The sequence below is a fragment of the Pedosphaera parvula Ellin514 genome (assembly GCF_000172555.1).
Taxonomy (GTDB): domain Bacteria; phylum Verrucomicrobiota; class Verrucomicrobiia; order Limisphaerales; family Pedosphaeraceae; genus Pedosphaera.
This window is the reverse complement of sequence record NZ_ABOX02000051.1, coordinates 15,634-28,546: the sequence shown is the minus strand read 5'-3', so window position 1 is coordinate 28,546 and position 12,913 is coordinate 15,634. Positions and strand designations below refer to the sequence as shown.

Sequence of the window (12,913 nt, the reverse complement as noted above, 5' to 3'; positions counted from 1 at the left end):
GGGAGAAAGTACCAAAATAGATGGCCAAGTCAATAGCCATTTCAACTATTTTGCCATTTCTTTCCCCGCAAAATTCAATTGTCTTTTCCTGACAGACGGTTTAAACCATCCCCGACCTGCCTCATAAAACCAAGAACTACTGACCCTATGGAATCTACCTATACCATACTCGGAGCCGACGGGCTACAATATGGTCCAATTAATTTGAATCAACTCAAGATTTGGATCAGCGAAGGCCGTATTACGCCAACCACACAAGTATTGCGCAGTGATGTCAATGCCTGGCATCCGGCCGCGCAATATACAGAATTGGAACTGGCCGGGGCCGCCATATCCCCCGTATTCGTATCGAATTCCGGGGCTTCGGTCATAACTCCGGCGATCGCCAGCGCGGCGCCTCCGAGCAATCCGGCTTTGGAAAAACAGATGAAGTCAGGGGCGGATTGGTTCTTTTGGATAGCTGGATTATCCCTGATTAACACGGGCGTGGCTGTGTTTGGCGGTGGATTCCGGTTCTTTCTGGGTTTGGGAATGAGTCTGGCGATTGATGAAACGGCCAAAGTAAGCGGGAGTACCGTTGGCACTGTAGTCGGACTTATTCTTAACCTCATTGTAGTCGGACTGTTCATCTTTTTTGGTATCTTCGCCCGAAAAAGGCATGCCTGGAGTTTTATTACAGGGTTGGTGCTTTACAGCCTGGATTCAGTTCTAGTCCTGATGTTTGCATTCCGTTTTGGTGTAAGCTTCCTGGCCGTTGCATTTCATGGATACGCGTTGTTTTGTATTTTCAGAGGTTTGAAGGCTGCCAATGAGCTAAATGCTGTCGAAACACAAGCAAATGCCACGACGCCCCACGTTCGATTTTGATTTAACATTGCTGACGTATTAGGATAAGAGCGCCAAACATTAACAAGAATGAATAGCTTAGCAAATCGCCGCATAGCACTGATCGCCCTTTTCACTCTGGCGCTGGACCAGTTTACGAAACAGCTCGTCTATCGAGTGATGCACATGGGGCAGGAGAAGGTTATAATCGATGGCTTCTTTAAATTCGTGCATTGGGGCAATACCGGAGCGGCTTGGAGCCTTTTTAGGGACAATAACGGAGTACTGGCCCTCGTGGCATTGGTTGCTCTCGTGGTTCTCTTCTGGAGCCGCCATCATTTCGATGCACATACAATTTTGGGGCAGGTCGCCCTGGGGTTGGTATTCGGGGGAATTCTTGGCAATCTTATAGATCGCTTGATGATTGGCCATGTCATTGATTTTCTTTACTTCTACCTGCATCGCCGAGGCGCAGAGGATATTGGCTTCCCGGCCTTTAACATTGCGGATAGTGCCATCTGCATCGGAGTGGGGCTTATCTTCATTCTTTCCTGGAGAAATGAGACAACGATGACGAAGGTGGCCCAGCCCTCTGCTTGACCCAAGTTATTTCTGCCAACATAGTTCTGTTTAAATGACTTCGTCCCGTTCAGAATCGTTTACCGTGGAAGTGTCTTTACCGTCCGAGCGGTTGGACACATTTCTACGCGAACGATTTCCGGCGGTCTCCCGCGGCACCATCCAGAGATTGATCGAACAAGGACACATCAAGGTTAATGGCCAGACAATCAAGCCGACCCATCACCCTCGGGCCGGCGAGCTGATCGAAGTTTACTGGCCGGAGGCGCGTCCAGCGGAAGCAAGGCCCGAAGATATCCCGCTGGATATTATTTTTGAAGATTCCGACTTGTTGGTGCTCAACAAGGCGCCGGGTTTGGTGGTGCATCCCGCAGCGGGTCACGAGGAACACACGTTGGTGAATGCATTGCTGCATCATTGTGAGGGACAATTGAGCGGCATTGGCGGAGTGGCGCGTCCTGGAATCGTCCATCGCCTGGACAAGGAGACGAGCGGTTGCCTCGTGGTGGCCAAGAATGATGCGGCGCATATGGCGCTGGCAGAACAATTTTCCGGGCGCACCTTGGAAAAAACTTATCTGGCAATTGTCTGTGGCGAGGTGGTGCGGAATAGCGGGGAAATCCGGGCGTCCATTGCCCGGCATCCGACCCATCGTAAAAGGATGACCGTGACAGATGGGAGCGGACGGGAAGCCTGGACGAGTTACAAAGTGCGCGAGCGATTTTCAGGCGCCACCTGGCTGGAGGCTCTTTTACATACCGGCAGAACCCATCAGATCCGCGTACATTTTCAGCATCTTGGCTATCCAATTGTAGGTGATGCCACTTATGGAACGCGGCAGAACAAGCGTTTGATCGAAGTGACTGGCTATGCCGCGCCACGCCAGATGCTGCATGCCTGGAAACTTTCCTTCCTCCATCCATGCAAGGGAAAGAAGCTCAGTTTTGAGGCTCCCTGGCCGGCGGATTTTCAAACTGCCCTCGCTTCTTTAAGAAAAGTGTCAGAAACCTGAACTCCGCCTTGCGGTTATGAGTTCATAGATCTGCCGGCCACCTTGTCCTCTGAATCTTGAGGTTTGGTTTTAGACTTCCATCTCACTACGAAAACGGGGCAACGCGGGAAAAAGGATGTTGGGGGAAACTAATTGCATCGGAAGTTGTTGTTATCTGGACGACATTCGCATCGGAGTTGTGTCCCATGATCGATCTTTGGAGTATTCGAACGCGGGGTGATAAATGATGTCTAAAATGAAACCTGCTCCAGATGCAGGCTGCGAACTAAATGCTGAGCGATGAAGGGGGCTGAGGGATGGAATCGAACTCCGGCAAAGGCAGTCCGTTTTGCGTGGAACTGTCTGCAGGATAAAACGAACGAGTGTTTGTGTAATGGAAAACAATCCAACTATTCTATACGTGGATGATGATGAGAACGATGTACTTCTGTTGAAGCACGCTCTTCGTTGTTGCAAATTATCTTTTAATTTGCAGGTGGTAAATGATCCTGAAAGGGCGAGTGCGTACCTGGGCGGACAGGACATTTATGCAGATCGTAAGCTTTACCCCATTCCATCATTGGTGTTACTGGATCTGAAGATGCCGCGAATGAATGGCATGGAGGTGCTTGCCTGGATTCGAAGCCAGCCGGCGCTGAAGCATTTGGTGGTGATAGTTTTTACCGCCTCCAATCAGGCATCAGAGGTAAACCGGGCCTATGAAATGGGAGCAAATTCCTATCTGGTCAAGCCGGTGGAGTTGGAGTTGCTGGTGGAAATTGTCAAAGGCATGACTCAATATTGGATGACGTTGAACGAACAGCCAGCCCTTTGACGAATAAAAAGACAGTCCTGCCCGTCACGGCATAATCTTGTAAGGATCTTCAAACTGCATCCCTAAGTGAATCCAGAAACCGGGATAAGACTTTAGCGATCCTGCTTTTCGCCTGTGATTTCCGGAACATGGAGTCCGGTTCCTCTGTCCGCTTAAGATTAAAAGGTCAATTCACTTATCTGGGGTGCCAAGCCTATTGTGCTTGCCAGCGTTTTCCTTAAAGCTGATTAAGGGAAACTGCATTTTCTTTCCTGTCCGGACGTGTTGGAGCGCCGTTTTTATTCTATGCGAATCGGGAAGGTCACCAGCCATGAACTGGCTCAATTTATCGAGGAAAGGAGAATTCTGCGCTCTCCTCCGTGGCTGTGGCGATTCGGTTTCGCGGGTGGGTGTGTTTTGGCTGCATTCCTTTTGCGTTATGAACTGGCGCCCATGCTGGGGCAGCGAGTTCCACTGGCATTTTTTACTCCCGCAGCGCTCGTTGCCGCCTGGTACGGAGGAGTCAGTGCCGGGTTGTTCGCCTTGTTCCTGGGATTGCTGTTGGGGGATTATTTTTTTCTCCCCCCTGTCCATGGCTTCGGTGTGTTGAATTCCATGGATGTGACCGCGATCATCACCTATGCCTGCACCGCTTTGATCGGCGTGGGGGTGATTGAAAATCTGCATCGCGCAAGGCATCAGATTGATTTGATAAGCAAGGCGGCTGAGCGACTGCAAAAGGAAATGACCGAGCGGGCGCGTGCTGAAGACTCATTGCGGCAAAGTGAAGCAAGATTCAGGTTGTTGATGGACGAGGCGAAAGACTACGCACTTTTTATGTTGGACCAGGAGGGCAAAATAATTGAATGGAACGCGGGGGCTCAAAGGATGAAGGGCTACACGGCGGAACAAATTCTGGGGCAGCATTTTTCACAGTTCTATCCTCCGGAGGATATTGCCTTGCACCGCCCGGAAAATGCTTTGGCGAAGGCGGAGGCTGAGGGGCGGTTTGAAGATGAGGGTTGGTTGATGAGGCGGGACGGATCGCGTTTTTGGGCAAACGCAGTGATTACCGCATTGCATGACAAGTCGGGCAAGTTGGTATGCTTTTCCAAACTGGTGCGAGACGCCACGGAGCGCAGGCGCGCTGAGGAAGAATCGCGGAAGCGGGAAGCGCGATTCCGTGAACTGGCTGATGCGATGCCACAGATTGTCTGGAGCACCAGATCGAATGGGGAAGTCGATTACGTCAACCGAAAGTGGTTCGAGTATACTGGTCTTACCGCTGAGCAGACCTATATTTCTCAAGGTTGGACTGGCAATGTACATCCAGAGGATAAGGAATTACTGGTGCAGGTCGTTCATAAAGCCTTGAAGACAAACGCGCCTTTTCAACTGGAAAAGAGAATTCGGAGCGTGACCGGCGAATACCGCTGGCATCTTAGTCGTGGCGTGCCTGTGAAAGATGAGGCAGGACAGGTGGTGCGGTGGTTTGCAACCTCGACGGATATTGAGGACCAGAAACGGATCGAGCATGATTTGGAACGGGCGCGGGAACAGTTGGCCCATCTTGCGCATGACCTCGAGATCCGGGTGGTCGAGCGCACTGCCAAGCTGGGGGAGAGCATTCGTTCCCTGGAAGGCGTGTTATATCATGTGGCGCACGATCTTAGGGCGCCCTTGCGTGCCATGGAAGGGTTCACCCAACTCCTGCTGGAAACCAATGCCCCCAGATTTGACGAGGCTGGAAAGGATTATGCCTGGCGAATTATTTCGGCTGCGAACCGCATGGATCAGTTAATCAAGGACCTGCTCGTCTATGGTCGCTTGACTCACATGGAGGCGGTGTGTCGAAAAGTCGATCTTGAGACAGAAGTTGATCGGGTGCTTGTGGAACTTGAAAGCGAGATTAAATTTCGAAGAGCGGAAGTGAAGGTGTATCGACCGTTGCCGCAAGCCTGGGCCAACTCCACCATTATCAACCAAATTCTCTCCAACCTGGTTTCAAATGCGCTTAAGTTTATAAAGGCCGGTTCTGTGCCTCATATCGAAATTGGCGGGCGGTTGGAAAATCGCAAGGTGCGATTTTGGGTGAAGGATGATGGAATAGGTATTGATGATCTTTACCAACAGCAGATTTTTCGGGTCTTTGAGCGTCTCCACGATGGTGAAGGTTACCTCGGAACCGGGATCGGGTTGGCAATTGTCCGCAAAGGGGCGGAGCGAATGGGCGGAACGGTCGGAGTGGAATCGCGACCGGGTGAGGGCAGCCTTTTCTGGGTGGAGCTCCCTGGAAGTTCCCAAACAAAATGAACGCCATTGAACAGCATGTTCTTCACGTGGATGACGATCCGAGCGATTCGGTTCTGATGCAACAAGCCTGTCGGAAGGCGCAAGTGTCTTTCGTGTTGCATTCGGTTCGCGACGGAGAATTGGCCATTGAATACCTGAGTGGGACCGGCCAATTTGCCGACCGGGAAAAAAATCCTTTCCCCGCCCTCGTCCTGCTGGACTTAAAAATGCCCCGGAAAACCGGATTTGATGTCTTGCAGTGGATGCGGCAGCAGGAAGCCTGCAAAGTTCTGCCGGTGATTATCTTCACAGCCTCCAGTCAGGAGGAAGATATCAAACGCGCTTACGAGTGCGGGGCCAATTCCTACCTCGTTAAACCAGTAGGCATTCATACCTTGATGGAAATGGTCAAGATGATTGACGGCTACTGGCTTGGACTTAATCACATTCTGAAACTATAAGCACCTATGGAATTTACCGATCATTTTTTCCGCCGTCACTTCCCGGGCGCGACGGGTGCAGCGTTGATCAGGATCTGGTTCGTTCCCCCGATGACAACTTTACCCTCAAGTTGTGGTTCGCGTTCTTGAATTGTTCCTCCGCCTACCCCGGCAGAACTTGCCGAATTCGTGCTTTGAATTCGGTCGAAATCAAAGGTTTGCGGAAACTGGTTGGTGGAAAGCGTCATGTTCCCTGTGAAGAGAATCGGTTGATGCAAAGTCAAATTGGTCCCCGAAACCCGGAAGAACCGTTTTTGAAACGGTTTATTTTTGTGGATTGTATCCTTGGATGGGATCTCCCCCGCCAGATTTTTGTCGGCAAAAACTTCGGTTTTTTGTTTGAACTGCTCAGTGTTAAATTGCAGTTGAATTGACTTGGAAGCTTCATCTGCATTGTAAAATCCATAATACACCGACCCATCACCGTCGAGGATGCGTAGCTGATCGCCCGTCTGTTCAACGGCGAACCTGGCCAGTACAGGCGAAGCGTCTTGTGCCTTGGTGCGAGTGTCGCCACGGTTTTGCATGGTTAAGCGGCTAAAAACCTGGGTGGATGAAGCGGGAGCTTCAGTGAGCAGGAAGGCAGAGTTCGAAGGGACTTTCTCGACCTGGTCGCGCCGCAGATCCCAGGTTAACAGACCATTCATGGAAAGATTGGAACTCAGCGCTCCTCCAGAGGAATAGGTCGCGACGCCGCCGTTGATGGCTGAAGCCGCCGCCGGGGCATTCAGTGTCTCGGCATCTCCTGCCTGTAGAGGAGTCGTGGGCGCAACTACCGGCGGTGGAGTGGCGGCGAGGGCATAATCCCTGCTTCTCGAAGTCTGGGGAGCATTCTCTTTCTTTTTCAACTCGTCAACACTGCCAGCTGCTCCGGCCTGCCCAATGGCTCTACGGGCGGAAAGTTGTGGCGTTGGACGGTCAGCTTCTTCCGCTCTAACAAGATTTTTGGCGAGATCGGTACTGCTGGATGATAGAACCGGCTTCGATGAACTGTTCGTCACAGTAAAAATTGTTTTGTTTTCATCAGCCAAATAGAAGGAGTCAGTCGCCGGTGTTGAAGGAGCTTGTGGAACGAAGGGTTCCGCTGCCGGTGATTTGCGTGCCGAGAGCCTGGTTTCATCCTTAACCACGCCGAGCCTTGACTCCCGGTCAAGAGCCAGGTCCATTTTAGCTTTTGGTTCAGGATGCTGAGAGATCACCATCCAAAGGCCAATCATCAGCACGATAAAAATGGAGCCGCCCAAGGCAAATCGAGGCCAAAACCTCGAAAAAAGATTGAGTCCGCCCGAACGCTCTCCCGCCTTTTGAAATTTACGGGCGACTTCCGATTGCAGCAGGCGTCGCGTCGCCGGATGCATTTCCAACGATGCGCCCGCGTCCTCTTGCCGCTTTTTAGCGTAAGATTTCAGCACTTTTTCGATGTCGCGTTCCGGTTCGTTTGGCATACCGCTCTAACCATTAGACGGAGTTGTGGGAATTTTCTCCCGGGAAAAAACAGGTCGGGCAATTTCCTCGAGGTGATCCAGGCACTTGCTGAGGCGGGAACTCACCGTTTTCGGGTTGAGTTCCAATGTCTGGCCCAATTCCTCGTAGCTCAATTCAGCAAAGTAACGGAGTTCAATAATTTCTCGGCACGGTTCGCCCAGTTTTTCCAATGTTCCATGGAGCAGAGCCATCCGCTCGGTGGTCATCAAGGTGTCATCGGGTCCTGGTGCACGACTAGGGGGATCCAGGGTTGGACCCTCCTCAGGGCCATCCGCATTCAGCGAGAGGGTCACCTGGCCGCCGCCACGCTTCGCTGCCTGTTGCTTTTGCCGGTAATCCCGCGCCTTGTTCGCTGCAATGCGAAACAACCATGTTTGGAACTGGCTGTTACCATGGAAGGAATCGAGACTGCGAATCACCGAGAGGAACACTTCCTGGCAAATCTCCTCCACATCTTCCTGCGTGAAATTGTAGCCTAGCTGGAAAACAAAACGCCCCGCTGATGCATAATGTCGGTCAAACAATTCGTCCCACGCGGACGAATCGCCCTTGCAGCAGCGGGAAATCATTTCTGTTTCCAAATCCCAGCTCATTTTCAATAGCATAGAACGCGCAAGTGAAATGAGCCAGCGCATTGTGGGATAAGAGGAAGCCGGCTTTTGCGGTTGTCGCGGGAAGGATTCATCCTACCGCGCCGCACTAACATAGCCCGCGACTCCATCCTATCCTTTGCCTCAACCCGCGTACGCGCCCCACGGACTTCAATCCCCGCGCCAGCCATCAATTAAATGGTGGAATGACGCTCCGCCGGAATTCTAACCCCGTCGGTGACCCCGCCAACATCCATCGAGTTTATCCGCGAACGCGGCCCACGATTCCAAATCTCCGCGCCAGCAATCAATGTCGGGGTAGGGAAAATTGCCCGTCTGGAAAAACCTGCGCCGCTTCCCAAACCTCCCTCACGCTGTATTCCAATTCGTCGTGGTGAACGCGTATGCGATTAGGGACTCCATACCGCGCGTCAGCAATCAATTATGGTAAGGATGAGCTGCCGCTCGTTCCCTAAAGATGCCCGCGACCCACCCCAACCTTTACCCGCTCCCGCTGATGCGGCCAATAACTCCCATCCCACCGCCAGGAAAATCTTTGAGCACAGGCAGGATATCTTCTTTCGAAGCGAAAAATAAGATCTGCGCCATGATTTTTGGTTGGTACTTGGGATTTTAATATCCCATCACAATTACCGTTTCACTTCTTCCCTCTTCCGTTCCTCCTCGGCTCTCTTCGTGAAATAGTCTCGTGCCGCCTCAAGGCTCTCAAATTTCCGTGGAGAATCCGGATACAGCTTCTCCAATGATTCCTCTGCAGCGTCAACGAGGTTGAAAGACGCCGCATCCAGCGACTCAATAAGGTTCGGAATGGCTGGCCGATAACCGAATTTGCCAAATAGCTCGACGGTATCGGACCACTGAACAGACGACACAGGATAAAGGTAATAATGGCAATTCAGTATTTTCAACGCTTTTGTATCGCCTGTTTTCGCAACATAGTTGGCTACGTAGTAGCTCTCTTCGTCTTCCTCTTCGCTCAGTTGTGCACGAAATACCGCCAGCACGGCAGGTTCCTCGATGTAGTAAAGGACGCGAGAGACGAGATAGGATCGGACGCGTGCATCGGAGGACTGCTGATAGGCATTGATCAGGAACTCCGTCTGCCGACGCTCAAGCAAAATCTCGCAGATCTCCGGATAAGGAAGTTCCATTTCGCGTAGATTTTTGGGCAGATCCTCGGACGGCAACGCGAGCATGCGGACGAGCGATGCGGAATCTTCACTGCGACATGCGCGACGCGTTTTCCCATCGGCGCCGACAACCATGTGGGAGGTGCTACAACCGAAGCAGCAAAGCAATAAGACGATAGTGAATCCCAAGCGCGACACGGCACTCAACGTACATCTTCAGCAGCCTCTGACAAGCAAGATTGGGTGGGAAACGCGGGCTCTCGCTTTCAGACCTCGACAGAGCGTAACCAGCCGTTCCGTCGCCACCGAAAGCTGCCAGTCTCGGATATCGTTCGCTCCAGGGCCAACGGCCTGATCCATACCAGCCCAACGGCGAAGCCTTGGGTAACGTATTCCTATTCCCAATAACACAACACTTCGCCGAATGGTGGCGTGCGCAAGCACTCGGCGCGAGCTACGCGAGCATCCCAATCTCATAGCCGGCCACCGCAGGAAATGCTTTCATTTATAGGTGGTGGTTTCAGAGACGGTCAATTTTGCGTCCGATGATTTCTCGTCCGCGGCCCTCTCCATTACTAAAAGCAACCAGGCATTCATGCTCGCGTTACAAAGAAGCAGCGCGATTACCGGGACGAGAAAGAACGTTGCGATCACCTCGCCGCGATAAATTTCAACACCGGCAGCCACCAACCCAAGACAGGAAATTATTTGAATGACATTTTCCCGCAATCCGCCCAACGTCGCGGGGTTTTCACCTTTTCTCGAACGCCGCATCACACGGACGAGGAACCAGACTCTAACGGCGACAACCATAAACAGCGGGATCGCCAATCCAAACGATTCATGGTTCGGCATGAGAAACATGAGCGAGATAAACAGCGCATATAGGTAATCGGCAAAACTGCGCTGGGCGAGGCGTAACAGTTTGCGATTTTCCTGCGCTGTGATTTTTTCCCGGTTGATGGACAGGGAAACAAACAGCAAACCAGCCAAAGTGGCTGTCACACCGGCGACCGCGGAAAAGAACGGCTGCCACCTGGTTATTAAGTCATTGAACGATTCCATGATTTTGTCTTTTGAACTTCCTGGCGTAGTACGTTCGCCAAATTGCAATCCCAAACGTTCCGAATGCTGTGGGCCAGAGCCAGCGCCAGTAAAATAGAAGGAAATGGAAATTGACCACCGAAAACGCAGTCACCGTCGCGAGGTAAGCTCCCAGAAATCGCGTCATGTGGACAAACATCCAGGCTTGTTTGGCGCGCGGCGGTTTGAAAAGCCGGACCAGGTCCAGCATCCCCGGGAACATACCGAGGACTCCAAAAATAATGGGCACCCATCGCTGTTGTGCATCGGCCTCCCGGACACCCAGAAAAATCAATCCGCCCCCCGCCAGGATCATCGCCAAGGCGATGCACACATCAAAGAGATGCGGTTTATCCTCTTCCGGTTTTTTTCGTCCCAACACCCGATAGCCGGTGAGCGCAAGATAGAAACTGAATATCGCTATCAGAAACAAAAATAGGCCGCTTCCCAGCCAGCACATGAGCGCGGCCGTGAGCGCCACTCCTGCCATTGCCCAGAAATAAATTTTGCCCCAACGCCGATGCCATTGGCCACCCTTGACAGAAGCCATGGCCAGCGGCGCAATTATTAATGCCACGGTGCCGGCAACTATGTGGATGGCGAGAATAAAATGGAACAGGTTGAGTCTCACCGGCGCCGAGAATATACCTGAGCGATTCGTTCGCCTACTATAATTGGGTGCTTAATTTGGAATGGATCAATGCTGTCCCATTCAAGTTGCAATGGGGCTGCTGTTTCCGGAGGCGTGTCCCAGCGACGGTTTATTGATTCCGGGAAATCGATTGCCATGTATTGCCATATTACCATGGGCGCATTACCGTCGCGCTTTACAAGTTGCCGCCAATGGCCGAAGTTATGGGTGAGGATACTTCCGTTGAAATCATGAGCACAATTGTTCAATTGGAACCTAAAAAAGGCTATGTTGCCTTTCACCCAGAGGGAGAGGTTTTGCTCGGTGAATGCGCGAACCTGGTGTGCGATGCAGTCAGGCTCGCCTGCGATCAAGGCGCGGAGAAGCTGCTCGTTGATGTAAGCGGACTGACTGGATTTGAGCCGCCGACGACTGCCCCGAGATATTTTTTTAATGAGCGGCTTGCGGCTGAGGCCACGTCGCCAATCAAGGTTGCGATGGTCTGCCGCCCTGAATTCATCCGCGAGGACCATTACGGTGTCATGATCGCACGAAATCGTGGACTGTTGTGCGAGATATTCGCTTCGGAGTCGGAGGCCTTGGAATGGTTGCTGCGACCATAAAGGAGCCCATCGCCGGTCATCCATCCTCTCGTGGCATCCCGGCATAAGCCGGATCACACTTCTCGCCAGGCAAACGCAATTTCCCAGCTCGCGCACGTGCCCCGCGATTCCACCGAACCACACGCACCATGCATGTTTCTTCGTGAAAATTCTGGTTCAACTGCATTCCTGCAATCATTTCTCACCTTCAATCCAGTCGCCGTGAATCTCGTAGAACATAATTCGGTATCTTGGCTTCAGGCCGATGCGCAGTAAAGGATCAGTCACCACCCATTTTACGACCTGTCCTTTCCCGGCATCGGGATAGGTGAGAAACGAAATCCTCCACGACGGCTGATTGGTGGGCGACGGCACTGTAAGAATCTGTGACGCGCCTGCGCCAAGCATTTCACTGCCCAACGAATGGCTGTAAGATAAATTCGTCCATCCTGTTGGTGTTGGAATCTGAATGTGGTAGAGAGCAGCTCGCCGAATTGCGGAGGCGCTCAGATTGTTGACCGCAATTCTTGCGAGCCGGGTGCCAGTGGCGTCATTCGTATAACCGAGAAGTGTCACTGTGACATTGGGGCGTCCCGGCGGCGGCAGAAATGCAATCGACGTCACCAACGCGCCGATGATGACTGCGCCAAGGGCAAGGATCATGCAGGCAGACTTTGGCATGGAGACCAAAAGATCACGAGTTGAGCGTCAGTTGGTCGATTGCGCATCCGATGTAAATTGATCTTCGGTGCTCTCATAATGTGACATTCGATGGCGGGTTCTCCGGATCTACCGGGCACTTTCACCATCGCACGATTTGACCCTGTGGAATCTGGCCGGTGACCACGCCGTCTTTCGAGAGGCGGATGACTCCCTCGTTGAAGGTCATCGACCAGGAAGAACTCGTTCCATAGTTGAGTGAAGGGTCTCCTGGCGTGACTGAAGATTCAACGAACGACCCTGTATGTGTGCGCTCACAACTGAAGTGGTAAAACCAATCTTCACTGCCATCATCATTAACGACCTTCCGAATCGGCGGGCCGAAGTTGGAACGCAACTCGGCCTTGGTCATGCCGGGTTGAATCGGCGTGGAAACCACTGTCGCCGTCTCGCATGAGCTAAACAGGGCACAAGCAACAAGCAGACTGAGCAGGACCTTGATGAACGGCTTCGGCACTGGGCTCTCCATAAGTGAAACGAGTCTTATCCTAAAAACCTGTTTTTGCAAGCGCAGCATCTCATCCTTTTTGGCGCCACGGTCCTTGTCCTTCCAGGCCGAAGGTCAAAGCTGCGAGTCGAAAATAAATGGAAAAAAATGCATGGTGATATAAACCGCCTACGAAAAAAGCTGAGCCACCTCCCACTCGCGA

The 12,913-nt window shown here is 52.1% G+C and carries 14 protein-coding genes; 7 read left to right on the top strand and 7 right to left on the bottom strand.

Features of this window, described 5'->3' with window-relative positions; all coding sequences use genetic code 11:
* The first annotated feature begins 147 nt into the window (after nucleotides 1–147).
* The 6 genes from CFLAV_RS26320 to CFLAV_RS26295 all read left to right on the top strand — a co-directional run bounded on the left by CFLAV_RS26320 (nucleotide 148) and on the right by CFLAV_RS26295 (nucleotide 5,962).
* Nucleotides 148–867 (top strand): DUF4339 domain-containing protein, encoded by a 720-nt coding sequence (locus CFLAV_RS26320; protein WP_007417927.1) that lies wholly within the window; start codon nucleotides 148–150, stop codon nucleotides 865–867.
* A gap of 48 nt (nucleotides 868–915) precedes the next feature.
* Nucleotides 916–1,425: a signal peptidase II gene (gene lspA / locus CFLAV_RS26315; RefSeq protein WP_007417926.1), complete on the top strand. Its 510-nt coding sequence runs from the start codon at nucleotides 916–918 to the stop codon at nucleotides 1,423–1,425.
* A 34-nt stretch (nucleotides 1,426–1,459) separates the two neighbouring features.
* The gene (locus CFLAV_RS26310) at nucleotides 1,460–2,416 is read left to right on the top strand and encodes an RluA family pseudouridine synthase (RefSeq protein WP_007417925.1); all 957 of its coding nucleotides are present in this window, start codon (nucleotides 1,460–1,462) and stop codon (nucleotides 2,414–2,416) included.
* Nucleotides 2,417–2,789: 373 nt separating this feature from the next.
* On the top strand, nucleotides 2,790–3,230 hold the full coding sequence (locus CFLAV_RS26305; RefSeq protein ID WP_007417924.1) for a response regulator: 441 nt from the start codon (nucleotides 2,790–2,792) through the stop codon (nucleotides 3,228–3,230).
* Between the two features lie 285 nt (nucleotides 3,231–3,515).
* Nucleotides 3,516–5,522, top strand: coding sequence for a PAS domain S-box protein (locus CFLAV_RS26300; protein WP_007417923.1), 2,007 nt, complete (start codon nucleotides 3,516–3,518; stop codon nucleotides 5,520–5,522).
* Complete coding sequence (locus CFLAV_RS26295; protein ID WP_007417922.1) at nucleotides 5,519–5,962, top strand: response regulator; 444 nt, start codon at nucleotides 5,519–5,521, stop codon at nucleotides 5,960–5,962. Before CFLAV_RS26300 ends, CFLAV_RS26295 begins: the two co-directional genes overlap by 4 nt.
* A 35-nt stretch (nucleotides 5,963–5,997) precedes the next feature.
* Here CFLAV_RS26295 and CFLAV_RS26290 read toward each other — a convergent pair whose 3' ends face one another.
* The 5 genes from CFLAV_RS26290 to CFLAV_RS26270 all read right to left on the bottom strand — a co-directional run bounded on the left by CFLAV_RS26290 (nucleotide 5,998) and on the right by CFLAV_RS26270 (nucleotide 10,941).
* Nucleotides 5,998–7,446, bottom strand: a complete 1,449-nt coding sequence (locus CFLAV_RS26290; RefSeq protein WP_007417921.1) for a hypothetical protein — start codon at nucleotides 7,444–7,446, stop codon at nucleotides 5,998–6,000.
* 6 nt (nucleotides 7,447–7,452) lie between these two features.
* Nucleotides 7,453–8,079 (bottom strand): RNA polymerase sigma factor, encoded by a 627-nt coding sequence (locus CFLAV_RS26285; RefSeq protein WP_040550286.1) that lies wholly within the window; start codon nucleotides 8,077–8,079, stop codon nucleotides 7,453–7,455.
* 647 nt (nucleotides 8,080–8,726) lie between these two features.
* Nucleotides 8,727–9,362 (bottom strand): hypothetical protein, encoded by a 636-nt coding sequence (locus CFLAV_RS26280; protein WP_007417918.1) that lies wholly within the window; start codon nucleotides 9,360–9,362, stop codon nucleotides 8,727–8,729.
* A gap of 366 nt (nucleotides 9,363–9,728) precedes the next feature.
* Nucleotides 9,729–10,292 (bottom strand): hypothetical protein, encoded by a 564-nt coding sequence (locus CFLAV_RS26275; RefSeq protein ID WP_007417917.1) that lies wholly within the window; start codon nucleotides 10,290–10,292, stop codon nucleotides 9,729–9,731.
* Entirely contained in the window at nucleotides 10,276–10,941 is a 666-nt protein-coding gene (locus CFLAV_RS26270; RefSeq protein ID WP_007417916.1) for a DUF2306 domain-containing protein, read from the bottom strand. The genes CFLAV_RS26275 and CFLAV_RS26270 overlap by 17 nt, the downstream gene beginning before the upstream one ends.
* A 212-nt stretch (nucleotides 10,942–11,153) precedes the next feature.
* Here CFLAV_RS26270 and CFLAV_RS26265 point away from each other — a divergent pair, with 212 nt between their 5' ends.
* Entirely contained in the window at nucleotides 11,154–11,564 is a 411-nt protein-coding gene (locus CFLAV_RS26265) for a hypothetical protein (protein ID WP_007417915.1), read from the top strand.
* A 174-nt stretch (nucleotides 11,565–11,738) separates the two neighbouring features.
* Here CFLAV_RS26265 and CFLAV_RS26260 read toward each other — a convergent pair whose 3' ends face one another.
* Both CFLAV_RS26260 and CFLAV_RS26255 read right to left on the bottom strand, forming a co-directional pair.
* Nucleotides 11,739–12,206: a hypothetical protein gene (locus CFLAV_RS26260; RefSeq protein ID WP_007417914.1), complete on the bottom strand. Its 468-nt coding sequence runs from the start codon at nucleotides 12,204–12,206 to the stop codon at nucleotides 11,739–11,741.
* Nucleotides 12,207–12,345: 139 nt separating this feature from the next.
* The gene (locus CFLAV_RS26255) at nucleotides 12,346–12,732 is read right to left on the bottom strand and encodes a hypothetical protein (RefSeq protein WP_040550282.1); all 387 of its coding nucleotides are present in this window, start codon (nucleotides 12,730–12,732) and stop codon (nucleotides 12,346–12,348) included.
* Nucleotides 12,733–12,913: the final 181 nt, after the last annotated feature.